Origin of the sequence: Altererythrobacter sp. H2 (genome assembly GCF_035319885.1) — a bacterium.
Classification (GTDB): Bacteria; Pseudomonadota; Alphaproteobacteria; order Sphingomonadales; family Sphingomonadaceae; genus 34-65-8.
Genome location: NZ_CP141285.1, coordinates 1983797 through 2007763, shown reverse-complemented (window position 1 = coordinate 2007763; position 23967 = coordinate 1983797). Strand labels below are relative to the sequence as shown.

Below are 23967 nucleotides of genomic sequence, written 5' to 3'. Positions count from 1 at the left end.
TTAGCCAGATCAGGCCAATTCTGGACAAACGAGTGTCGGGTATCGCATTTGCAAAGCCATAGGAGCGAAATTTGATGTCTCGTCAGCGCCAACTTCACCTCGGTGCGTTCATGCGACCGGTCAGCATCCACACCGGCGCCTGGCGCTATCCCGGAGCAATCCACGACGCCAATTTCAATTTCCCGGCCATAAGGCAATTTGCGCGCAAACTGGAGGAGGGAAAGTTCGATGCCTTCTTCATGGCCGATCATCTCGGCGTGCTGAACATGTCGGTCGATGCTCTGCGGCGCAGCCACACCGTCACCTCGTTCGAACCTCTTACCCTGCTGTCAGCCCTGGCGGGCGCTACCGAACGGATCGGCCTGGTTGCGACTGCATCGACCACCTTTGAAGAACCCTTTCATGTCGCGCGTCGGTTTGCTTCGCTTGATCATCTCAGCGGCGGGCGAGCTGGCTGGAACGTCGTTACCACTGCAAACCCTGACAATGCCAAAAATTTTGGTTACGAAGTGCAGCCGGAACATGAAGGCCGCTATCTGCGCGCCCGCGAATTCTACGATGTGGTGACCGGCCTGTGGGACAGCTTTGCGGAGGATGCTTTCGTCTGCGATGCCGAGAGCGGAATATATTTCGATCCTCAACGGATGCACGTGCTCGATCACAAGGGACCGCATTTTTCAGTTCGCGGCCCGCTCAACATTGCTCGCCCGGTCCAGGGATGGCCGGTCATTTTTCAGGCCGGGGCCTCGGAGGCGGGGCGTCAGCTCGCCGCCGAAACGGCTGAGGTTGTCTTCGCTGCAGAATCGAATCTCGATGGTGGCAAGCGTTTCTATGCCGATGTGAAGGGGCGCATGGCGCAGGTCGGGCGGAATCCCGATCATCTGAAAATTCTGCCCGCAGCATTCGTCGTCGTCGGCGAAACGGTCGAACAGGCCCAGGCCAAGCGCGCCCAGCTTGACAGTCTGGTCCATTACGAAAGCGGCATTCAATCGCTTTGCGGCATGCTCGGGTTTGACGTGTCGGGCTTTGATCCCGATGGCCCGCTTCCGGAAATTCCCGAAACCAACGCCAGCAAGACTGCGCGGGAAAAGGTTATCGAGGATGCGCGGGCGCACAATCTGACGATCCGCCAGCTCGCCGCAAAGGCCGGCAGCTATGGGGGGCTCGCCTTTGTCGGCACGGCGGCATCAATCGCCGACGAAATGGAAATTTGGCTGGAGGAGCGTGGGTCAGACGGGTTCGTCGTCATGTTCCCCTATCTCCCGGAAGGACTGAACGACTTTGTCGATATGGTCGTGCCCGAATTGCAGCGCAGGGGCATTTTCCGCAAAGAATACGAAGGTACGACATTGCGCCACCATTTCGGACTTCCACGGCCCGAAAATCGCTTCTTCTAATTCCGCTTGTCCGCAAGCGGATGGGCAACGCAGGATGAAAGTTGGTCACGGCAATGGGGAAGATGACAAGCAAGGACGCTGCTGACGAATTCTGGCAATTTTCGCTGGAAGTCTATGCGAAGCCGCAAGTCGCTGACCTGTGTCTGGCCCTGCAGGACGAGCATGGATTCGATGTCAACGTTTTGCTGTTATGTCTATGGTTGGCGCAAGGCGAGGGCAGGACTCTCAGCCAATTCGAGATCGGTGACCTGCTGGGTGGTGTTGCTGCATTGAACGAAAACATGGTCTGGCCGGTGCGCGGTGCGCGGCGGTGGGCCAAGTCGTGGCTCCAGCAGGCACCGGACCTGCAAGCGGAAGCTGCAAGAGACAAGCTTTACACCAGCCTGAAGGCGAGCGAACTTCAGATGGAGCGCCAGATCCAGATCGAACTGGTCCGATTTCTTGCCTATGATGGCCAGCAACAGGGCCAACCACTGGACTTGTCCGCACAATCCGCCGCGCGATTGAGCCTGGAAGCTTATCGCGCGGCAATTGCGGCTCCGAAAGATACTGCCGCACTGCTGACGCGGTTGGCCCTCAAGGCCCTTATTTAACCGGCATCGCCGGTGTCGTCACGGGCGGTTCTGCGCTCATGATGTGAGCGTAAATCTCATCGATCTCTGCGTCGCTCAGCTCAGTTGGGCGGAATGGCGGCATTTCGATAAGCCCCTGACGCACGATCGTGCGCAAATATTCCCGATCAAGGTCGTCTCTGCCGAACAGCGATGCCACCGGTCGTCCTGCTTGTTCAAGTAGCATGGTTCCAGGGTGACCCGGGCCGGGGTCATGGCATCCCGCGCACATCAAAGCATAATTCTCTGCGCCGTCGGGTTTTTCGACCGTCGGGTCGCTGTTGCAGGCGCTCAATATGCCAAGGAGCGAAATGGCGATCAGTTTTTTCATTATGCCTCTAACTCGATTGATTGCAGGGCAGATCAGGCGGACGCGAACAGCGCAGTTGGGTCAAGGGCCTTTTTGACCCTCGAGTGGAGTGTCGAAAGTCCGCCCGAAGCGAATGTCTTATCGACCGTGGCGCTCAGGCCCGGTTCGGTGAATACTTGCCCGAAACCGGCCTCCGCCTGTGCCTCGATCAAGGCTTCGGCGCAGGCGCGAGCGCGCGCTCCGCTGCGCTGGTCCGACCCAGTGCTTGGGAGGAACTGGCGGTGGTTGGCTGAACGCCATATGGCGACAGCTTCACTGACCATATCGAAACCATGCTCTGCGCAGGTATCGCGTGAAAGCTCGTAAAGACGCATCGCGTCTTCACCATCGACCGGGCTAACCGGGTTGACCGTCAGCGCCTGGTTGCCGTTCCACTGTGCGATTGGTGCCGGAGGGCTGGCCACAGCCCCTGTCATAGTCCCCATTCGCCATGACCAGAGCCGGGGATCGACGCCACGACCGTCTGCGATGACTTTCGCCCCGGGGACCGATCCGAAGGCGCCGTTGACCAGATCCCACAGGATCGGGACGTTGTCTGGCAGACCGTAGAGCGAACCGTAGAGATTCCAGTAACCCAAACCCATCGCCTTACCAGCCGCTTTGACCGCGCTGGCCGCCATCGGGCCCTGACCGGCGTAGTCGCTACGCTTCTTGCCGAGCAAGGCGGCTTCGTGAAGCGCATTACTTACGGCAACGCCATTTGCCACAACCATGTTCAGTTTGAGGGGGCCGAGCACATCGAGCAGCGGAGCCAGCCCGTCCTCGTTTTCCACGGTAACCATGAATGTCTTGAAAGCAGGCGGTTCCGGCATCAGCCACGTGCCGACCTTGGTTGGCACGGCGAAATCGGATTGTGAGAACAGTCCGTCGACCCACGGGCCGTACCCGAACTTGAACAATTGCCAGCAGGTGCTTTTGGGCATGGCGCCCATGCCGGTGCGGACCAGCCTGCCATCGGCGAGCATGACTTCAAGGCCGCATTGCATCAGACTATGATCCGAATAGGGTGTGTAGCCCGCGCTCCGTTCCACGAAGCTGGCGGCCACGCTCGCATCGGGATTGCCGGGGAAATCCACCCAAAGCTTGATATTCTTGCTTTTGATATAGGCATCGAGCTCGCGGAAGGTGACGCCGGGTTCGACCAGGCAGTAAGCCAGTTCCTCGTTCACCTCGAGGACCTGGTTCATGCGCTGCAAATCGAGCACGATAACCTTGTCCAGCCCGGTTTTCTCAAGACCATGCGCGCCATTACAAACAGGCTGCAATACCCCGCCAGCGCCTTTCGCCGCACTTAGCGCAACTGCCAGCTGCGCTTCATTTGCGGGCAGGACAACACCGACCGGAATGGCGAGGGGTGTGGCGTAGCGGGCCAGCGCAGCGGGCGATTGGTCGACCGCTCCGGCGCCCAGAGCTGCTTCAATTGCTGTCAGTGCAGCCGCCTGGCGAGCCTGATCTATCATCCTTGTTTCCTCATTTGCCTATTGCTGAAGTATTTTGGGATAGCGATCGAGATTTCCCGCATCGACGGCGAAGTCTGCCGAGCGGACCCCGGCCCCGATGGTGCTGGCCGGTTCGCTGTCACGCCATGAAAAGCAGCAAGTCACGCAGCGATAGATCGTCCAGACAACGGTGTTGTCCTCGCGCCCCTGATAGTCTTCGATTGCGCCTGTACTCGAACAGCGCGGACAGAGCGTCTCGCTCATTTTGCAACTCCTTGCTGAAGTAACCGGATTGCGTTGCTCAACGCATCAAGGTCCGGGCCAGTCGGTGGACTAACGAGATGCGCCTCGCCGATGGGATCGGGCCGCAGGTAGCTTGTCGCGTCAATGATCAGCCGGTGGCCCTTGCCAGGCACGACCGCAGACGGGTCGATCGGCACGGCAGGCATATTTGGGAGTACGATTATATCGTCGGCGCGGGTACGCGTCGACAGCGCCCACATCACCTGGTTGAGGTCGAAGGGGTCGACATCGGCATCGACCATGATCAGGTTCTTGAGATACATTACGCCGTGCGGCGTGCTCAGCGCACGCAGAGCAACGGTCTTGGCGAAGCCGGCCATCCGGTTTTTGACCGAGATGATCCCGGTCAAACCGTGTTGGTAGAGCGCGTTGACAGCCGTGACTTCGGGAAAGTCCTTGCGCAACTGGGCATATATAGGCGCGGAGGTGTGCAACCCGATCAGCGTGTCGTGTTCGGTCCAGCCACGGCCGATGTAGATATTCTCGAAGATCGGATCTCGGCGATGCGATACCGCCGTAACCTTGAAAATCGGCGCCTTGCGGACCCCGCTGTAAGAACCGGGGAATTCGCCGAACGGACCTTCCAGCACACGCTCGCCCAGCTGCATTTCCGCTTCGATCACGATCTCGCTGTCGGCGAGAATATCTACGCCATTGCCAGATTTGGTAAGTCTGATCGGCGCGCCCATCATCGCCGAGGCGTAGGCGTACTCAGATTCCTCGTAACCGATCGGCGTGGCGGCGAAGACCGCAAGTCCCGGGTGGTTGCCGAGCATGACCGCGATCTTCAGCGGCAGGCCGTTGCGTTCGGCCGCCATGATCTGCCGACCCATGTCGTGCGACGGAATAGTCATCAGGCTGAAGCTATCCGGGCCCTGTACTTGCAGCCGGTAGATGCCGACATTCTGCTTGCCGAAATTGTCGGGATCTTCGGGATCGCGTGACGCGACCGAAGCCTTGCCCATGAAGAACCCGCCGTCGTATTCGTTGATGCGATAAACCGGGAGGATGTCGTAGAGATTGATTCCGCTTTCGACCCGGCACTCATGGACCGGAGCCTGGCCTTCGGGAACGTAACTGATCTGAGCCTCGGCATCGCCCCAGCGACCGGCGATCTCGAAGAACAGCTCGCGGATTGTCGTGCCCTTGGGCCGGCCCAGCAGCAACGCGATATTGTCCCATGAACCGTGGACGCCTACGACGGTACGCTTGCCGGGATAGCCGGCGATGTTGTCGAACAAGATCGCGGGCGCACCATTGGCATCGCGCGAAGCCGCGACCGCGACATTGCGCAGGTCGGGTTCCGGCAGCACCCGTTCGCTCCAGGTGATCGCCTGGCCTTCGCCTTCAAGAAGTTCAAGAAAGTCCCGCAACGAGGAAATGCCGCGCGCTTTATTGGCCAAGTCGTTCATATTCGGTTCCTAACGCGAGCGGGATTAGTGACCACTGGGATTGGCCGTGGCGGACTGGATCGTAACCCATTTCCACTCGGTCATGATCTCGAGGTCGGCTTCGGTGCCCTCGCGTCCGAAGCCGGAAGCTTTGGTCCCCCCAAACGGTACGTGCGGCTCGTCATGAAGGGTCGGGGCGTTGATATGGACCATCCCGCTTTCGGCCTCGTGAGCAAAGCGCAAGGCCTTGTCCAGATCACGGGTGAAGATCGAGGCGGATAGGCCGTACTCGGTATCGTTCGCCAGTTCGATCGCCTCTTCGAGCGTGTCGAACGGATAGAGCGAGGTGACCGGCCCAAAGGTTTCTTCGTAGCAGACAGTCATGTCGGCAGTAACGCCGCGCAGCACCGTCGCGGAGCAGCAGTTGCCAGTCCACTCCGCACCGGCCAGCACTTCGGCCCCTTTTGCGCGGGCATCATCGACGTGGCTGCGCACCCGATCGCGTTGGCGTTCGGAGATGATGGGGCCAAGCATGGTGGTGGGTTCGCGCAAGTCGCCCATCTTGGCTTTGGAAGCTGCGGCGGCGAAGGCCTTCGCAAAATCATCAAAAATGGAGCGTTCGACATAGATGCGCGACGCGCCCATGCAGACTTGGCCCTGGAACATGAAAATGCTGAAGAGTGCCGCTCCAACCGCTTTTTCCAGGTCGGCATCGGCGCAGACGATCAGCGGGCTCTTGCCGCCAAGCTCAAGCGTATATTTCTTGAGGTTCCTGGCTGCGATCCCGGCAATGTGCTTGCCGACGCGCGAGGAGCCAGTGAAAGTAATCGCAGCGACATTGGCATGACCGGTGAGCGCATCGCCGATTTCGGCACCATTGCCGTAGACGATGTTGAACAGGCCATCAGGAACGCCCGCCTCACGCCACAGATCTGCGAGCAAGTCAGCCAGGCGCGGTGCGGCTTCGGAGGGGAGCAGAACGAAGGCGTTGCCGGTTGCAAGCGCCATGGCGGACTGCTTGATCCCCTTGATCAGCGGAACATTGAACGGCGTTATGCCGGCAACGACACCAACCGGCTGGCGCAGGCTCATGCTGAAACGGCCCGGTGTGTCCGAAGGAATGGTTTCGCCTCGGACCCGGCGCGGAACCCCGGCGGCAGCACGCAGGAACCCGATCGCGAACCGGGTCTCGAAGCCTGCTTTGGCAACCGGCGAGCCGACCTCATCGATCACCACTTCCTGGAACTTGGCGACGTCGCGTTCCATGATCTCCGCCGCCTTGAACATCCAGCCCTCACGAACTGCGGCAGGTAGGTTGCGGTGCATGCGGAATGCTGCCAAGCCAGCTTCAACCGCGCGGTTGACATCATCGGCGGTGCCTGCAGCGGCCCTTGCGTAGACACTGTCATCGACTGGATTGAGGTCGTCAAAATAGGCACCACTGCCTGGCGCTACCCGGGCTCCACCTATCCAGTGGTCTATATTCTTCATACTTCTTCCATCCTTGACTTAGGGGTCCAAGCTGCCGTTTCGCTCACGATGTTTCTCGCATCGCTTTGGGCCAGATGCCCTGCTTGCCCGGTGAAAGAATGCCGTTGGGGTCCATCACGTCCTTGATGCGGTGGTGAAGGTCCCACAATGCTCCATCGTTGTGCTTATAGGTTTTGGCAATCTGGTCCATGAAGGCGAGGTGGGTGCGGTATTCGCCGAACCCAATTTCTGCCGCCTCATCGACCAACAGACCGAAGAGATCGTAGGCTCTATTGCGCATCGCCTCGTCGGCCCGGTCATACATGATCATCAGGATGTGATGCATGTCCCGCCAACCGACAAGGAACTCCCCTATGTAGTCGAAACCGAACTCGTGGCAGCGCCGCTTTATCATGTTGTACTGAGCGAGCGCTTCCGCGCCGCTTGGCGCTGAGATCGGCGAGAAATTGACGTGCCCGCCACCACCGATCCAGTTCATAATGCTGAATTCGGTCATATTCGGCTCGCCGCGCATCAGCCGCACGCGGTAATCCCAGGCAGGGTCATTCTCCCGGTCGAGGTACAGCTTCGCGCCGGGGATGCTCATCAAGGCTTCCTCGACGATCTTCCAGTTGTTCTCGATAATAGGGGGTGGTCCGTAGAGCGCACCGTAGTAGTTCCACATCCCCAGCTTGAGGTCCGAGGCGATCCGCGTGCGGGCCGACTGCGGGAGCGGGCCCTTGCCATCGAAGTAATGGCGACGTGTGACCTTCGCCGATGCTTCCCACAGAAGATCGACCGCAACGGCGGCGTTCGGGATGATCTGGTTAACCTTCAGCGGCCGGGTGATCTCGAAGATCGCCTCGAGATCCTCCTCACGCTCGTAGGTTATCATGAAGGGTTTGTAGCCGGGAGGTTCGGGCATCAGCCAGATGCCCATTTTCGTGACAACGCCGAAATTCGACTGGGTAAACATGCCGTCAAATTGCGGACCGGCGGCGTGTTTGGTTACCTGCCAGTGCTTCGATCCCGCGAGTGCGCCCTGGCCGGTCCGCACGACTTCACCGTCAGCCAGGACCACTTCCATGCCGCATTGCATGATGAAATGATCGCCATAAGGGGTGTAGCCTGCACCATGTTCCAGCGCGTTGCCCATCACGCCGCCCCATGCTGGCGCCGCGGGATCGATCCAGAGCTTGCTGCCGATCGCACGCAGATGCCGGTAAAGCTGCATGTACGAAACGCCGGGCTCGACAAGAGCATACCCGTATTTTTCGTTGACTTCGATAATCCGGTTCATCCGGCGCAGGTCAAGCATCACATAGCCGGACTTGCGCGGGGCAGGGCCGCCATAAGCGAAGTTGCGCCCGGTGCCGATTGTCCAGAGCGGAATCTTGTAAGCGTTGGCGATCTTGAGGATTTTCTGAATCTGTTCGACACCGTCAGGGGCAACGGCCGCTGAAGGCATAAATTCACCGTCGGCAAGGGGAGAATAAGCATCCCTGTAGCTCGACAGCGGTTGTTCATCGACATAAACACGGTCTTTGCCGACGACTCCTGCGAACTCTTTGAGCGCATTGGAGAAATCGGCGGCGGCAACCCCTTGGGGAACACTGCTGCTCACGATTGATATCCTTCAAATTCATAAACCCACGACACCAGCATACCAGGACTGCTGGCAAGTAACGCGCAGGACCCGGAGGTGCAGTCGTTTGAGACTTGAGGTGATCTGTTGCCAATTGCGCTCTGCAACTGGTGAGCAACTGCCACCGGCCAGGCGTGTGTCGTGTTCTCAATCAGGCGTACGCTTCCTTCGGTCCGATGACGCCATCTGCCGCCCGCAAAGTGATGCTGCCAGAACTGCCGCGCAAGGGCGCCGCGTTCGCCCAGCAACTGCCCTGCGATCATCGCGACGGGATCAGATGTCATCCCGATGATCGTCCCGGTGGTTGCTTCAAGTTCGTGCAGCAAGCCATTGAGGGATTGGTCGATGCGGATCACTTCGCTTGCAAAGCCGCTGTCGATCAGAGCGGAAGCGAACTGGCGGCTTTCAGGCACGCCACTTTCCTCAACCAGGGTGACAGTGCGGCTCCGGCCCGGTTCAGACCGCACAAGGGTGCCAAGCCCAACGGCAGCGGTGCCGAGCGCTCCGGCTCCTAAAACATCCCTACGCCTTAGATTCCAAGCCATCATGCCTGCCTTTCGATTTTCTTGAGTGGCAATGCCGGATCGGGGTTTTCGCCATTCAATCCCTGCCAGCGATCCTCCAGGTTGCGATGAAGTCCGAACTGATCGAGCACCCGCATGCAACTGTGATCGATAATTTCTTCGATGTTGAGTGGGCGATTGTAAAACGCTGGGACGGGAGGGAAGATCACCGCGCCCATTTCTGTGCACGCAGTCATATTGCGAAGGTGCGCCAGATTAAGCGGCGTTTCTCGCGTCATCAGCACCAGTTTGCGCCGTTCCTTGAGCATGACGTCCGCCGCGCGGGTGATCAAATTGTCGGACAGACCATTGGCGACTGCAGCCAATGTCCGCATGGAGCATGGCGCGATCACCATGCCTTCGCACAGGAACGAACCGCTCGCGATGCTAGCCCCTACATTGCGGCTGCTGTGCACGACGTTTGCAGCATCCTGGAATTGCTGCCGCCCATCGACAAGCTCTTCGCGGATGTTGAGCAAGGCAGCCTGCGACATGACCAGATGCGTTTCCCAGCCAGCTTGATCTTTCAGCATTGTCAACAGGCGCAACCCGTAGATCGCACCGGTCGCTCCGGTTATGGCAACGACGATCCGTTTCACGCGCGCACAGCGGCAACAAAGGTTGGTTCTGAAACTTCAACGAATGGGCAAGATACACTTGTCATCAATCTGTCACCCTTCCGCTTCGTCCGAGTTAAAAGGGGGCGGCAAGTTAAGCCGCCCCCCGACCCTAAGTTTTAGAATTCATAACCGATCCTGAGGAACCATTCCCGTGGGCGGGAATAAGTCGCCAATGCAACGCCGCCAACATCCAGATCTACATAGCCACCTTGGATGTACCGCTCATCAGTCAGATTGGTAACGCCTGCGGTGATCGTGATCTGATCTCCCGGGAGGGTGTACGAAGCGTTCGCGCCAAACACGCTGTAAGCGGGCTGGAAAAGCTGCGGGTTGTTCGCAGCGTCCTTGAAACTGCCGCTCTGATGATACCAATCGCCACGGAGTACCAGCTTGCCGTTTTCATCGTCGAATGCAGTCGCATTTACTGCAACGGTTCCTGTCCATTCAGGCACGAAAGCGAACTTGGAGTTGAGGTTAACAGGAAACGCGCTCGGATCCACCGCGCGATAGCCGGCATCCAGATAGCCCATGCCATAGTCAATCCGCAGCCAATCGGTCGGGGCAGCCTGCCCCTCGATTTCAAAGCCCTTGATCCGTCCGACACCACCGTTGCGAACCTTGGGGGCAATGCCCTCGTTCACGACGATCTGGATATCGGAATAATCAGACTGGAACACCGCCAGGTTCAACCGCAGACGGCGATCGAGCAGCTCGGTCTTGAGGCCGAGTTCGTAGGATTCGACGAATTCGGGCGTGAAGGCGGGGGTTACCAGTTCGCCCGGGAAGATGCGCTGGGTGAAGCCGCCGTTCTTAAAGCCTTTCGAATAAGAGATATAGCCCAGGATATCGTCGCTGAACGAGTAGTTTGCCGATATCGCCGGGGTCCACTCTTTGGCTTTTGCGGAAACCTCTACCGCCGGGAGAAGGTGGTTACCGCCCGGATTGGTTGCCGAGGGAACGCAGGCCGGATCAGGAAACCCACCAGGCACGAGCTGCGGAGCAGCCTGTCCGGTGATACAGCGAGCAAACTGGATGAACACACCATCGGGGTATGGCGGCAGTAGGCCGGCGGTAAAGTCGCGGGTAATGACCTGCGCCGACGGATCGAAGCGCTTTGTTTCGTCCGTGTAGCGAATTCCCGGGGTGATCGATAGCCGGTCCGTCACATCAAATGTCAGCTGAGCGAAAGCGGCGTAGCTGTCGTTGTTGATCTTGCCGCCGCTGAAGAAATTGGCGAATCCGAACCGCAATGGCTCGATATCCTCGCCTTTTTCCTTCAAGTAAAAAGCGCCTAATGTAAACTTCAGCCTGTCGTCGAGCACGCTTCCGACCAGCTGAAGTTCCTGTGAAGCTTGCCACAGGTCGATATTGTTGGTGAGCCCCAACACTTCATGAGGGGTGGCGTCAAAGTCGAATTCGATGGTCGATTTCTGATCACGATAGGCGCTGATCGATTTCAGGGTTACATTCCCTAGATCATACTCCATCGTCAGATTCGCGCCCCATAGGTCGAAATCGGATTGGTTGGGTCCGCCCGCCCATGTCGTGTCGATGTCGCCGGTAACCCAGCGAGAGGAGACACAATTGGGATTGCTGACCGGGGCCAGTTCTCCAGGCAGGCCGCATTGCCCGGCACCGCCGCCGAGCTTGTTGTAGCCAAAATTTGAACTTGGGAATGCGACTGTCCTGCCGTCAGGAAGCGTGACGATTTGCAGCAGATCGGGCGAATCCCGGTTCTCGAGAAGAGTGCTTGCTGCGGTCCCTTCGCGACGGATGTTAACGTCGCCTGCCAGTGTCGCGGTGAAATCAGCGCTTGGTTCCCATTTGAAGGCTACGCGTCCTGAGAAACTGTCCTTGTCACCCTGCCGGTCACCGTCAACCAGCCGCAACTGATAGCCGTCGCGCGTTTCATAGGATGCGACCGCTCGCATGGCGAGCGTGTCGCTGATGGGAACATTAATGATCCCCTTGAAGTCTGCCCGGTTGAACCGACCGGTAGCAGCCTCGAGCTTGAGCTCAAATTCGTTTGAAGGTTCGCGGCTGTTGACAATGATCGCGCCGCCAATGGTGTTCTTGCCGAACAGCGTACCCTGGGGGCCGCGAAGGACTTGTACACTTTGGATGTCTGCCATTTCCAGGAGACCGCCAACCGACCGCGCCACATAGACACCATCAACATAGATGCCCACGCCAGGGTCGACCGTGATATTGAAGTCAGTCTGGCCAACGCCTCGGATGAAAGCGGTGAGCGAGGCGCTTGATCCGGAGATATTCCCAACCGGCTGGATATTGACGTTCGGCGCATAGGACGCAACCTGAGCGACGTTGGTGATCTGCCGGTTTTCAATCATGTCACCGGTCATCGCGGTAATTGCGATCGGGGTTTCCTGATTGTCTTCTTCGCGTTTGCGTGCGGTCACCACAATGACGTCGAGACCGCCACTGCTCTGCTCAACAGCTGTTTCGTCAATTGCCGCATCCTGCCCCCAAGCGGGGGCCGATGACATGACCATAGCCAAGCCGCTGCCTGCTAGCATCAATGCTCTGTTAGTTGTGCGCCTAATTTTAGTCATTACTATCTCCCGTGAAATATTGTTCTAAAATTATGTTTATGTTGTGAGAAATTCAGTTAGAAAATATCCTGTCTTTTAGGAGCGGTTTTGTTAGAAGGATTTCTCCTGTTGACCACACTATCGCTGCCAAAAGTCGGGCAACACGTTTCTTGAAATTGTTAAGGAAAGATTGATTCATTGCCCTCAACACCTTCTCTCCGAAAGCAGTTATTACGATGCTAAATACGTGCGGCTTTGCATCGCGCGCAGCCAGACGCCGTGCTGTTGAGAGTGACGATATTTTTTGCACCCACACCCTAAAGCCCTCCCAACCGCATTATTCTTTTGTAAACGTTATACTTTGCAATTTAAGAAAGAAGATAACTTTCAAGAAAATCGAGGCGATCGTTGCCCCAGAATATCTGGTCATCGATAAACATCATCGGTGCGCCGAATACGCCCCGCTGGTAGGCTTGCGTACGCACCTTGCGATATTCGCCCTGGCCCGCGGGTGAAGCGACGAATTCACACAGTGCATCGGCATCGAGGCCAACGTCTTCGGCACAGCCGCGCAACTCACTTGGATCGCGCGGATCGATCCCGAGTCCCCAGATCAGGTGGTATGCCGCTGTAACAAATGCTTCGGCCCGCCCTTGGCTGCGGGCATAAAGCGCGGCACAGTTCCAATCTGCGCAGGCGAAGCTCGCAGGAAAGGTCAAAGGCACCTCGTACTTGGCCGCCCAGCGCTCCAGATCGGCCATCAGGACCTTTATCTTTGGAGCAACTTCGCGGTTGGACGGGCCATAGTTTCCGGCAGCAATCTTCGCCTCCGGAATGTCGATCGGCCAATATTCGATAACGCTGTCGGTCCTGCGGGCCAGGTCCGGCAGTTTCAGCTGCGCGAGATAGCTGAACGGACTGATGAAATCGAAATAGAAATCGATCGTTTTCGTCATGACGTGGTTCCGTAACCCACTAGCTTTTCGTAGTTTTCCCAGAATCCAACGATTGAACCCTCGGTGACCAGGTGATCTGCATCCTCCGCACGGCCTCCGCCCATGGCGATGTACGATTCTGCTTCCATTTCGCCGATGATGGCCCTTTGGACGATTTCGACAGCTTCACCATCTTCCATGGATACCAGCCCGGCCGGACCGATCAGGTTGGTTTGCTTTTGCCGGATAGCCTGCATCTCTGCATCATCATCAGCGTAGCCGAAATGGGTCCAGACAAGCTCGAAGCCGTCGGTGCCCTTGGTTACGGTCTGCCGCACCGCCAGGGTGTTCTGAATCTGCTGGAGCACCAGGTTCGGGAACACTGCGAGGATAACGAGGGTTATGCCATCATCGAATTCCTGCCGACCTTTAAGGAGCGACATGTCCTGCAGCTTGAATTCGGTGTCAAAGGTGCGAGAATCCCCATAGGCCTGCTTATCCGCAGCATCGTCGTTGCTGGCAGCGATTGAGTAGAGCAGCGAATGACGCTTGTTCGCGTCCATCACGCTTTTGCCCGTCTGTGTTGAACGGTACAGTCCGAAAGTGTTGTGGAACAGGTGCAGCAGACTTGCGTGATAAGGGTCGCGCGTGTTCTCCGCGTAAAGCTTCCAGTTGCCGTGCACATGCTGACGCTGGTCGCCCAGCACCTTGATTGGCTTGCACATGATGCGTTCGATGTGCTCGATCACGATCGGCCCCAGGAAATCGCGCAGCGGCTCAACGGTTTCAGAGAAACTGGCGAAAACCAGACCGCCAATGCTTTCCGCGCGGAGCTTTTTCAAACCGTGTTGCTTCATGTCGAAGTCACCGGGCATGCCGCCCTGACCCTTGAGGCCGCGCCGGAATGGGACTCCGATCAGGTTGCCTTCCAGATCATAGGCCCACTGATGGTATACGCATTCCAGATTCGGGCGGTTGCCGCGCACTTCGCGGCAAACCAGCGCACCGCGGTGCGCGCAGCGATTGACCACGGCGTGCACTTTACCGTCACTGGCACGGGTCACTATGACCGGAGTCTCGCCGACGAAGGTTGACTTGAAGTCTCCCGGTTCGGGCACTTCCGCTTCCAGGGCAACAAAAGACCACGTTTCACCCTGGAAGATGTTCTCCTGCTCTCGCCGATAATATTCAGGATCGGTGAATACGCGATACGGCACGCGGCATCCCGCGACTTCCGATGCATCGGAATTCTGACTGTCCCTAAGCGTTGTTTCTGGCATAAGTAAAATCTCAAAATTGGCTTAGATTGGGCGTACCATCATTGTATCTATGACATTCGTATCAAATACAGCGACTTTCGATGTAAAAAGCGGTTTCTCTCCGCTACAGTCGATCTCATCGATATATTTCCCGGAATTGTATATTTCCGTACGGCCGTCCGCTCGCGTCATGAATACGGTGTAATTTGTTTGTGCCGTGATTTTTAACTCGTGTTCTGACACGATGCGAGTAGGCCCAAGAATATGCCGATAGCTGTGCACCGGAAAGATATTTGCTTTGCGCAGCGATATGATGCGGTCGACCAGCATGCCTTTGCTATCACAGAATATCGCCGAGAGGCTCAGATTGCGCTCATGGTTCTCGCGCGCAATAACCTTGTAAATGCAATCGTCCGTGAACAGGTCTGGCCATTCCTCAAGTCGATCATCATCTATCCACTCGGCGTGGATGGCGTTGAGTTCGGTTGCGAGATGCTGCAAGCGAAGGCGCTCGAAGATGGCGAGATCCATCTCAGGCAACTCCGTCTGGTTGATCGATGCAAACCCACTCGTCGTCGATCGTGACGGGGTAGGTCTTGACCGGAACCTGACATGGAAAGGCCTTCGCCGCCCCAGTGGCGATATCGAACGATCCACCATGAAAAGGGCATTCGATGATGCCGCCATCTTGGTACCCATCAGTCAGCATTGCGTTTCCATGGGTGCACATGTTGTCGGTCACGAAGATGTCACCATCGACGTTGTAGACAGCCAGCGCCGGCAGTTGCTCCACAAACACGCCGACCGGTTCGCCATCCTTGACGTCAGCAACCGGGCAAAGACGCACCTTACTTGTCATCGCGCTTCGTAATCCTTTGATGTATTTGATATAACAGCGATTCTGGGGGCGGCTTACTGGAGAGGAATATCCATGCCGTACCCCTGGGCCTCATTGCCGTGACCGAAAATGTCGCGGGTGTAGAATTCCTGCTGGGCGGGCGCCTTGCGAGCACCCCAACCAAATTCCCACAACCAGCCAGAAGGGTTGGCGCAGTAGAAGGTGAGGGCCAAATCGTTGGCATGCTTGCCGAGCTGAAGCGCGACATCAATCTGCCGCTCGCGCACGATGTCGTGGGCGAGCCCGAGGTCGTCCAGTTCGGTATATTCAAACATCAGATGGTTGATGCGCTTTTCCATCGGGCCGAGGCCGAAGGCGACCGAGTGCTGCCGATCATTGCAATGCATGAAGTACGGCATGGCCACCATGCCGTTGGGCAGGTGCAACTGGTATTCAACCGATCCGCGCAGCCCTAACAGGCGGTAAAACGCGGCTGCTGCTTCGACATCGTCTTGGCGCAGGATGCAGTGACCGATCCCTTCTGATCCGGTGACGAATTTGCCGAACATGGGGCGTCCGGGGTGGAACGGCTTGTGGGCATCCACTTGCGGGCCGTAGAAGATTTCGGTGGGGTTTCCACCGGGATCGGTCAACTTGGCCAGGCCGAGCACGCGGCGCTCGCGGGCTTCGGCTTCGCTCGCCACAGTCACTGCTACCCCGGCGTTGGTCAGCTTTTCAACCATTGCCTCGAACTCGGTCGGATCACCAAGCCGCCAGCCCATGTAGGCCAGATCGTCAGTGTCGCCTTTGATAAGTGCAATGCGATGATGCCACAGATCCATCCGGAGATAGATCCGATCGCCCTCACCCTCGTCGACGACTTCCATTCCGGCAACCTCGGCTGCGTAGGCTCGCCACGCATCGAGATCTGTCACTGACATGCCCAGATATCCAAGTTCGGTGACCGATGACATTACCTGATTCTCCCAAAATTGCCGCCTTTTGGCGCTCTGTAAGGCATGCTCGACGACGCTAAACATGCGGCTTCGGCTACCAGATTCGAGATATTTTCTAGTCGAATGTTTCTCAGGGTGCAATACGTTGCACAAAATTATTTTTAGCGGTAGGACTCGGCTCTCTGCGATTGGCTGGTCGATTCGCCGATAGGCGATTGGCGTACAGGTAACCGTTCAACGACCGGTTTCAGTAACGGCAGCGGGGCCAAGTGATCGCAGAAGCGACGTCGGGCCAAGAGGAAGATGCGGGAGAGACAGATAATGAACGCGAAAGAACAACTGGTGGGGCGTATTGCCAACCTGCAGGTCCTGCGGGGGCGACTGCAATCCTGGTTGGCCAAGGATAAAACGCGCGGCATCTATCAGGTAGATCGTGCCGCTTTTACCGACCCGGAAATGTTTGAGCTTGAGGTAAAGTACGTTTTTGAACGCAACTGGGTGTTCGTTGCGCATGAAAGTCAGGTCGCTAAGCCCAACGATTTCATCACAACAAAAATCGGCAGGGTGCCTGTCCTTATTACGCGAGACAGGGCCGGGAGCCTTCGTGGCATGATCAATGCCTGCGCGCATCGGGGCGCGCGCGTCTGCCGTGAAAAGGCTGGAAATAAAAAGAATTTCATGTGCCCGTTTCATGGATGGACCTATTCATCGGCAGGCGATTTGCTGGACGTCACCGAAGAAGCGGCTGGCGGCTATGCGCCGGGCTTCGACAAGGCTGATTTTGGTCTGCCGAAAATTGCGCGCCTTGAAAGCTATCGCGGTTTCATATTCGCAAGCCTTTCCGACGACGTCTTGCCGCTTGAGGATTATCTGGCAGGGTCGAAAACGTTCATTGATCTGCTTGTCGATCAATCCCAGACCGGAGAGCTTGAGGTAATCCCTGGTGCCACCCGATATCGTTATCAGGGCAACTGGAAGATGCAGGTTGAAAACGGTCTGGACGGATATCACGTCAGCACTGTCCACGCCAACTACTTCATGACCGTTCAGCGGCGTGTTCTGGGCGAATCGAAAAACGATACCAAGGCGATCGATTTTGCCAATTTCAATCAGCAGGATGGCGGGTCGTTCTCTTTCAAGAATGGCCATACGGTCCTGTGGGCTGACTATGCCAATTTCAAGGACCGACCGAACTTTCAGTGGATCGATTGGCTGACTGCCAACCACGGGGAAGAGAAGGTATTGTGGATGAACAAACGGATCCGCAACCTCCAGCTTTTCCCCAATGTATTCCTGATGGACCAGACCAGCAGCCAGATCAGAATCATTCACCCGATTTCGGTCGATGAAACGGAAGTCACGACCTATTGCATCGCGCCTGTTGGTGAGAGTGCTGAGGCCCGGGCCTTGCGGATTCGGCAGTATGAAGACTTCTTCAACGCCAGCGGCATGGCGACACCCGATGACCTGACCGAGTTCAACAATTGTCAGATAGCTTTCGCTGCCGGCGAAGGCCGGGTGAACGACATGTCGCGCGGCGCTCCCAGATGGGAGAAGGGCGCTGGGCGTTTCGGTGCAGGACTGGATGTAGACGCCGTCCTCAGCAGTCCCGCCGTGGCCGACGAAGGCCTTTATGTTGCGATCCATGATGAGTGGGTGAACCGCATGAATTCGGCGATCGATCGCGAAAGCGCTGAACTGATGGCGTTTGGGGACAAGGAGCCGGTTTTGTGACTGACTTAGATGCAAAATGGCTGTCGGTGTTGCGCTTCCTTGGACGAGAGGCCGACGCGCTGGACGAGAAGGACTGGGATTCCTGGTTGGCGCTGTACGACGAGGAGGCTGAATATTGGGTGCCTGCCTGGGATGATAGCGAACGCCTGACCGCCGATCCGAAGCGCGAAATCTCGCTCATCTATTATCATAACAGGGGTGGGCTGGAAGACCGGGTGTTTCGCATCCGAACCGGCCGGTCCTCATCCAGTACGCCTGCTCCGCGGACGCAGCATATGTTCACGCTGCTGTCGGTCGAGGATACCGCTGCTGGTTTGCAGGTGCGAACCTCCTGGACTGTCACTTCGGTGCTTGAAGGAGATGTCACCATTTATAGCGGATCCGCGCACTACGACCTTGCGCCAGCAGGCAATTCCTTTGTGATCAAGCGCAAGAAGACGATCGTGATCAACGACGTCGCCAAGACCATGCTCGATGTCTACAGTATCTGACCGGCCAATGGGTTCGCTTGGCGCACGGCCGGTCGTTGGAACGCTGATCGGCGACCCTGCCGGGATCGGTCCGCAGGTTGCGGTCAAGGCGCTTGCGAGCGGGCAGGTTCACGAGGTGTCGGTCCCGGTTCTGGTCGGGTCGTCTGCGGCCGTCGAACGGGCCATCGACATGACTGGGGTCAAAGCGCGCGTGCGTGCCATGAAGTCGCTCGAGACGCCCAGTGACGATCCGGGCGTGATTGATGTGATCGACACGGGTGCCTTGCCTGCCGGGGTTCTGCCGCTGGGCGAAGACACTGAGGCGGCGGGGCACGCGACGGCGCAGTGGCTTGATGAGCTTGATGCGCTGGCGCGGGACGGATCCTTTGCGGCGACGATCATGGGACCGATCAGTACCGGTTCGCTGAAGATGGCCGGCAAGCTGGACAAGGTTATCAGCCCCACGCCCGGCGAGAGCTATCTCGTTTTGCTGACCGGCCCCTTGCGGGTTGCGCATCTGACTGATCATATGTCCTTGCGTCAGGTGATCGATGTCATTTCCGCTGATCTGGTGGCCAAGGCCATCGGTCAGATGAATGATGCCATGCGGTCTTGGGGCATTGCCAAACCGCGCATTGCGGTTGCCGGGCTTAATCCGCACGCTATGGGCGATGAGGAGCGGCTGGCCATCGCGCCGGGTGTCGAGCGGGCCAAGGCCATGGGGATTGCCGTAGAAGGGCCGGTCGCGCCGGATTCGGTCTTCCGCCAGTGCATCGAGGGCCGCTACGACATGGTTCTCGCGATGTTCCACGATCAGGGCCATATTGCTGTCAAGACCTGGGGATTTTCGGGCAACTGCGTAATCATAATGGGGCCGCCCTATCTCCACATGTCGGTCGCCCATGGCACCGCCTACGACATTGTCGGTTCAGGCATAGCGGACGCAGCGATGATGCTCAGTGCGATGCGCACCTGTGGGCGGCTCGCATCTGGGCAGGGATTTGAACTTGAAGGAGAAGCGAAATGAACACTCAAGTGCGGGTTGAGGCCCAGCGATCAATCCCCACGGCGATCGACTATAAGGTCTATCACGATCCCGAAATCTTCGCTGCGGAACAGAGCAACGTCTTCAAAGGGCGCACATGGTGTTACCTTGGACTAGAAGCCGAAATTGCCAATGCAGGCGATTTTCGGACGAGCCATGTCGGTGAAACACCGGTGGTACTGGTGCGCGGTCAGGACGGCAAGATCTTCGCCTGGGTAAACCGCTGCGCACACAAGGGGGCGACCGTGTGCCGCTCGCTGCGCGGTAACCAGGCCGATGGCGCTTTTGTCTGCGTCTATCACCAGTGGGCTTACGATTCCGAAGGAACGCTGGTTGGCGTGCCGTTCCGGCGCGGCATGAAGGGCGTCGGCGGCTATGACAAGGATTTCGATCCGGCCAATCACTCGCTCGAGAAGCTGCGGGTTGAGAGCTACAAGGGCATGGTTTTCGGCACGTTTTCGTCCGAGATAGAGCCGCTCGAGGATTTTCTAGGCCCCGTGATGCGCAAATATATCGACCGGGTTTTCCATCGTCCGATCAAAGTGTTGGGCTATTCGCGGCAGTATATGGCGGGCAATTGGAAGCTCTATTCCGAAAACAGCCGGGATAGCTATCACGGCGCCTTGCTGCATCTGTTCTACCCCACCTTCGGCATTTACCGCCAAAGCCAGGACAGCGCCGGAGAGCTTACGGAGCAGGGCTTCCATAATGTCTTTACGGTGTCCAAGCCCAAGGGCGACATCGATTACACGTCGTTCGGCGACGAAGCCAATCGGGAGATGCAAGGGGCGACGAAATTGCAGGATGAAAGACTGTTGCAATTCCGGCCCGAAATTGACGACGATGTGGGGCTGCACATCCAGTCGCTGTTCCCCAACGTGGTGCTGCAGCAAATCCAGAACACGCTGGCGACCCGTCAGATCGTGACGCTTGGCCCTGACAAGACAGAGCTGGTCTGGACCTATTTTGGCTATGCCGACGATGATGAGGAAACAACGCGGCACCGCCTGCGCAACCTGAATCTTGTTGGGCCTTCCGGGCTGATATCGATGGAGGACGGCGAAGCAGTCGAGCTTTGCCAGCAGGGGACCATCGGGGCGGAAGGCAAGTTTAATTTCATCGAAATGGGTGGCGACGATGTGCGCGAATACTACGCGCCGATGGGCATGGATGAGAACGCCGTGCGTGGATTCTGGAAAGGGTATCTGGAATTGATGGGTGATGCCTTGTCGGCCTCGACAGCGGAGGTGCCGGCATGACGATCGCCGATCCCGTTCTGCAAGGTCTGATCGATTCCCTGAACGCCGCTTACGGCCTATGCCTCGATGACGGGCGTCTTGAAGATTGGCCCGAGTTCTTTGTTGAAGATTGCCTCTATCAGGTGATCGCTCGCGAGAATGTCGACAATGGCCTGCCTGCCGCAGTGATGTATTGTGATAGCAAGGGGATGCTGGTGGATCGCGTGGTGGCCCTGCGCCATGCCAACGTGTTCCCCGAACATTTCAGTCGTCATCTAATCTCTCGGGCGGTTGTGACCGGTAGCGAGGGGAACACGGTCACGGCGGAGGCCAGCTATGCCGTGCTGCAAACCCGCAACGACGGTGAAACGCGCATCTATAATGCCGGGAAGTATATCGACAGGTTGCTGGTCAAGGACGGCGCGGCAAGGTTGGTCAGCCGGACTTGCGTCTACGACACCCACCGGATCGCGACCCTGCTGGCGACCCCGATCTGACGGCCGTAATTTTTACCGACAAGAGACAAGAGGAGAAACACAATGCAATTGTTCATCAGTCCCGGCGCCTGTTCGCTTGCACCGCATATTGCCCTGCGCGAAGCCGGCGCGGTTTTCGAGGCGGTCAAGGTCGATCTCGCAACCCGCAAAACCGAAGCAGGCGACGATTTTCTGGCCGTTAATCCATCCGGCAAGGTCCCGGCGCTGACCCTGGACAACGGTCAGAGCCTGACCGAGAACCCAGCTATTCTGCTCTATATCGCCGATCAAAATCCCAAAGTCGGCCTAGCGCCAGCCGAGGGCAGCTTTGAGCGTTATCAGCTGTTGAGCCGCCTCAGCTTCCTCGGCTCGGAATTCCACAAGGCCTTTGTGCCTTTGTTTGCTCCCGGAGCATCCGATGAAGCCAAGGCGGCGGCCGCAGTGGCGGTCGAGAATCACCTGGCAGCGCTCGACAAGGAACTGACCGGGCGGGATCATTTCGCCGGCGATTCGTTCAGCGTCGCCGATATCTACCTTTTCGTGATGCTCGGATGGCCTGGACATGTGGGCATCGATATGTCTGCATATCCCGCGCTCGGCGCTTATGCCGGCAAGATCGCGCAGCGTCCCGCTGTGGGTGCAGCGCTAAAAGCCGAAGGTCTGGCATGAGGCAGCGCGTGAACCGCTCGCGGACATACGGCGAGTAAAGCACATTCACTAATTGCCAATGCGTTCTGTTTTGTGCAATACATTGGGAAAGCGATTCTAGCGCCCGCCTATAATGTCTTCCGTAAAGACGACGGGAGGCGCTTAGGATTGAAGGCGGTAAAGGCGCGATCGGGAGAGATATGGCCACCGCAACGAAAGAAGATGCACGCCCCGAGATCGGCAAGTCGCTGGTGGTCGATGGCAGTGTTACCAACTACCATGATGTGGGCGAAGGTCCGCCGGTCCTGCTTATCCATGGATCGGGACCAGGTGTCACGGCATGGGCTAACTGGCGGCTCAATATGCCAGCTCTTGCGAAACAGTTCCGGGTGATTGCGCCGGACATGTACGGATTTGGTTATTCCGATTCCAAGGGCCGTATCGAAGACAAGCAGATCTGGGTCGACCAGATTGCCGGCCTGCTCGACGGGCTTGGCATCGACAAGGTGTCGATGGTGGGCAATTCGTTCGGTGGCGGCATTGCGCTGGCTTTCACGATCGCGCATCCGGATCGAGTCGATCGGGCGGTACTGATGGGGCCGGCCGGTCTTGAGTTCCCGATCACGCCTGCGCTCGATGAGGTCTGGGGCTATGTTCCCTCGGTCGAGGCCATGCGCTCGTCGCTCGAATATCTTGCCTGGGATCACAGCAGGCTGACCGACGATCTGATCAAGTCGCGATACGAAGCAAGTATGCGTCCTGGTGCACAGGAACCGTATCATGCGACGTTTGGCGGCGCGAACCGTCAAGCCAATATCGCGATGCTGGCAAGCCGCGAAGAAGACATTGCTGCGCTGCAACACGAAATGCTGGTGCTGCATGGCCGGTTCGATCAGGTTATTCCACTGGAGTCGAGCGTACGCTTGGCAACGCTGCTGCCTCGTGCTGACCTGAACGTGTTCGGCGAATGCGGGCACTGGGTTCAGATTGAGCGCATGGCCAGCTTTAACCGAGTTGTGTCTGAATTTTTCACCAACGGCCTCAAGGGCTGACGCATACAAGGAGAACTGAAATGGCTTTGACCGGTGTAATTCGCCCTGGATATGTGCAACTGCGGGTCCTCGATCTCGACGAGGCTATTGTTCATTATCGTGACCGAATTGGTCTCAATCTCGTCAGCGTCGAGGATGGGCGTGCCTTCTTCCAGGCGTTCGACGAATTCGACCGCCACAGCATTATCCTGCGCGAAGCCGATACCGCTGGGCTTGACCGGATGGCGTTCAAGGTCGCGAAAGACTCCGATCTTGATCATTTTGCCGAACGCCTGCTCGACGCGGGAGTGCACGTCGATGTCATTCCCGCTGGCGAAGATCCGGGTGTCGGACGCAAAATCCGCTTCAACACGCCGACCTCGCATGTGTTTGACCTATACGCAGAAATGGAGCTGTCCGAAACCGGGCCGGCGGTCCGCAATCCTGATGTCTGGATAGCCGAACCGCGTGGCATGCGGGCAATCCGCTTTGATCACTGCGCGCTCAACGGCGTGGACATCTCGGCGAGCGCCAAGATCTTCGTGGAAGTTCTCGACTTCTCAGTCACCGAGGAACTGGTCGACGAAAGTACGGGGGCACGTCTCGGTATTTTCCTTTCATGCAGCAACAAGGCCCATGATGTCGCCTTTCTGGGCTATCCGGAAGATGGCCGGATCCACCACACTTCGTTCAACCTCGAATCCTGGCACGATGTTGGGCACGCGGCTGACATTATCAGTCGCTACGATATCTCGCTCGACATCGGCCCGACGCGCCACGGGATCACTCGCGGCCAGACGATCTATTTCTTCGATCCGTCAGGCAACCGCAACGAGACGTTCAGCGGCGGCTATTTCTACTACCCCGACAACCCGCGCCGCATGTGGCAGGCAGAAAACGCGGGCAAGGCGATTTTCTATTACGAGAAAGCGCTGACCGACCGTTTCATGACGGTGAACACCTGATCATGGACGGT

Annotated in this window: 24 protein-coding genes; 10 read left to right on the top strand and 14 right to left on the bottom strand. The window is 57.7% G+C overall.

Features of this window, described 5'->3' with window-relative positions:
• Nucleotides 1-74 precede the first annotated feature (74 nt).
• Together U4960_RS10095 and U4960_RS10090 are read left to right on the top strand one after the other, a co-directional pair.
• Complete coding sequence (locus tag U4960_RS10095) at nucleotides 75-1397, top strand: LLM class flavin-dependent oxidoreductase (RefSeq protein ID WP_324260509.1); 1323 nt, start codon at nucleotides 75-77, stop codon at nucleotides 1395-1397.
• Between the two features lie 41 nt (nucleotides 1398-1438).
• Entirely contained in the window at nucleotides 1439-1990 is a 552-nt protein-coding gene (locus U4960_RS10090) for a TIGR02444 family protein (protein ID WP_324260508.1), read from the top strand.
• On the opposite strand, the gene U4960_RS10085 is transcribed toward U4960_RS10090, so the two are convergent.
• The 14 genes from U4960_RS10085 to bphC all read right to left on the bottom strand — a co-directional run bounded on the left by U4960_RS10085 (nucleotide 1983) and on the right by bphC (nucleotide 16367).
• Complete coding sequence (locus U4960_RS10085; protein ID WP_324260507.1) at nucleotides 1983-2339, bottom strand: c-type cytochrome; 357 nt, start codon at nucleotides 2337-2339, stop codon at nucleotides 1983-1985. The two genes, U4960_RS10090 and U4960_RS10085, sit on opposite strands and share 8 nt — an antisense overlap.
• A gap of 32 nt (nucleotides 2340-2371) precedes the next feature.
• The gene (locus U4960_RS10080; RefSeq protein ID WP_324260506.1) at nucleotides 2372-3838 is read right to left on the bottom strand and encodes an FAD-binding oxidoreductase; all 1467 of its coding nucleotides are present in this window, start codon (nucleotides 3836-3838) and stop codon (nucleotides 2372-2374) included.
• 18 nt (nucleotides 3839-3856) lie between these two features.
• Complete coding sequence (locus U4960_RS10075; protein ID WP_324260505.1) at nucleotides 3857-4081, bottom strand: non-oxidative hydroxyarylic acid decarboxylases subunit D; 225 nt, start codon at nucleotides 4079-4081, stop codon at nucleotides 3857-3859.
• The gene (locus tag U4960_RS10070; protein ID WP_324260504.1) at nucleotides 4078-5532 is read right to left on the bottom strand and encodes a non-oxidative hydroxyarylic acid decarboxylases subunit C; all 1455 of its coding nucleotides are present in this window, start codon (nucleotides 5530-5532) and stop codon (nucleotides 4078-4080) included. The genes U4960_RS10075 and U4960_RS10070 overlap by 4 nt, the downstream gene beginning before the upstream one ends.
• Nucleotides 5533-5556: 24 nt before the next feature.
• Nucleotides 5557-7002: an aldehyde dehydrogenase family protein gene (locus U4960_RS10065; protein ID WP_324260503.1), complete on the bottom strand. Its 1446-nt coding sequence runs from the start codon at nucleotides 7000-7002 to the stop codon at nucleotides 5557-5559.
• A gap of 43 nt (nucleotides 7003-7045) precedes the next feature.
• Nucleotides 7046-8605 carry an FAD-binding oxidoreductase gene (locus U4960_RS10060; protein WP_324260502.1) on the bottom strand — a complete coding sequence of 520 codons (1560 nt, stop codon included), beginning with the start codon at nucleotides 8603-8605 and terminating at the stop codon, nucleotides 7046-7048.
• Nucleotides 8602-9039, bottom strand: a complete 438-nt coding sequence (locus U4960_RS10055) for a hypothetical protein (protein ID WP_324260501.1) — start codon at nucleotides 9037-9039, stop codon at nucleotides 8602-8604. Before U4960_RS10055 ends, U4960_RS10060 begins: the two co-directional genes overlap by 4 nt.
• A gap of 131 nt (nucleotides 9040-9170) precedes the next feature.
• A complete protein-coding gene (locus U4960_RS10050) occupies nucleotides 9171-9788 on the bottom strand; it encodes a UbiX family flavin prenyltransferase (RefSeq protein WP_324260500.1) in 618 nt (205 codons plus the stop codon).
• Between the two features lie 137 nt (nucleotides 9789-9925).
• On the bottom strand, nucleotides 9926-12382 hold the full coding sequence (locus U4960_RS10045) for a TonB-dependent receptor (protein WP_324260499.1): 2457 nt from the start codon (nucleotides 12380-12382) through the stop codon (nucleotides 9926-9928).
• Nucleotides 12383-12729: 347 nt separating this feature from the next.
• A complete protein-coding gene (locus U4960_RS10040) occupies nucleotides 12730-13317 on the bottom strand; it encodes a 2-hydroxychromene-2-carboxylate isomerase (protein WP_324260498.1) in 588 nt (195 codons plus the stop codon).
• Nucleotides 13314-14576, bottom strand: coding sequence for an aromatic ring-hydroxylating dioxygenase subunit alpha (locus U4960_RS10035; RefSeq protein ID WP_324260497.1), 1263 nt, complete (start codon nucleotides 14574-14576; stop codon nucleotides 13314-13316). The genes U4960_RS10040 and U4960_RS10035 overlap by 4 nt, the downstream gene beginning before the upstream one ends.
• A 21-nt stretch (nucleotides 14577-14597) precedes the next feature.
• A complete protein-coding gene (locus U4960_RS10030) occupies nucleotides 14598-15086 on the bottom strand; it encodes an aromatic-ring-hydroxylating dioxygenase subunit beta (protein ID WP_324260496.1) in 489 nt (162 codons plus the stop codon).
• A gap of 1 nt (nucleotide 15087) precedes the next feature.
• Entirely contained in the window at nucleotides 15088-15414 is a 327-nt protein-coding gene (locus U4960_RS10025) for a non-heme iron oxygenase ferredoxin subunit (RefSeq protein WP_088443878.1), read from the bottom strand.
• 53 nt (nucleotides 15415-15467) lie between these two features.
• Nucleotides 15468-16367, bottom strand: a complete 900-nt coding sequence (gene bphC / locus U4960_RS10020) for a biphenyl-2,3-diol 1,2-dioxygenase (RefSeq protein ID WP_324260495.1) — start codon at nucleotides 16365-16367, stop codon at nucleotides 15468-15470.
• A 303-nt stretch (nucleotides 16368-16670) separates the two neighbouring features.
• Between bphC and U4960_RS10015 the strand changes: the two genes are divergently transcribed.
• The 8 genes from U4960_RS10015 to U4960_RS09980 all read left to right on the top strand — a co-directional run bounded on the left by U4960_RS10015 (nucleotide 16671) and on the right by U4960_RS09980 (nucleotide 23956).
• Entirely contained in the window at nucleotides 16671-18083 is a 1413-nt protein-coding gene (locus U4960_RS10015) for a Rieske 2Fe-2S domain-containing protein (RefSeq protein WP_324260494.1), read from the top strand.
• Entirely contained in the window at nucleotides 18080-18574 is a 495-nt protein-coding gene (locus U4960_RS10010; RefSeq protein WP_324260493.1) for an aromatic-ring-hydroxylating dioxygenase subunit beta, read from the top strand. Before U4960_RS10015 ends, U4960_RS10010 begins: the two co-directional genes overlap by 4 nt.
• Nucleotides 18558-19580: a PdxA family dehydrogenase gene (locus U4960_RS10005; protein ID WP_324260492.1), complete on the top strand. Its 1023-nt coding sequence runs from the start codon at nucleotides 18558-18560 to the stop codon at nucleotides 19578-19580. Before U4960_RS10010 ends, U4960_RS10005 begins: the two co-directional genes overlap by 17 nt.
• Nucleotides 19577-20857 carry an aromatic ring-hydroxylating dioxygenase subunit alpha gene (locus U4960_RS10000; RefSeq protein WP_324260491.1) on the top strand — a complete coding sequence of 427 codons (1281 nt, stop codon included), beginning with the start codon at nucleotides 19577-19579 and terminating at the stop codon, nucleotides 20855-20857. Before U4960_RS10005 ends, U4960_RS10000 begins: the two co-directional genes overlap by 4 nt.
• On the top strand, nucleotides 20854-21333 hold the full coding sequence (locus U4960_RS09995; protein WP_072673781.1) for an aromatic-ring-hydroxylating dioxygenase subunit beta: 480 nt from the start codon (nucleotides 20854-20856) through the stop codon (nucleotides 21331-21333). The genes U4960_RS10000 and U4960_RS09995 overlap by 4 nt, the downstream gene beginning before the upstream one ends.
• Nucleotides 21334-21375: 42 nt before the next feature.
• Nucleotides 21376-21981 carry a glutathione transferase GstA gene (gstA, locus tag U4960_RS09990; RefSeq protein ID WP_324260490.1) on the top strand — a complete coding sequence of 202 codons (606 nt, stop codon included), beginning with the start codon at nucleotides 21376-21378 and terminating at the stop codon, nucleotides 21979-21981.
• 179 nt (nucleotides 21982-22160) lie between these two features.
• Entirely contained in the window at nucleotides 22161-23012 is an 852-nt protein-coding gene (locus U4960_RS09985) for an alpha/beta fold hydrolase (RefSeq protein ID WP_324260489.1), read from the top strand.
• A gap of 20 nt (nucleotides 23013-23032) precedes the next feature.
• Complete coding sequence (locus tag U4960_RS09980; protein WP_324260488.1) at nucleotides 23033-23956, top strand: catechol 2,3-dioxygenase; 924 nt, start codon at nucleotides 23033-23035, stop codon at nucleotides 23954-23956.
• Nucleotides 23957-23967: the final 11 nt, after the last annotated feature.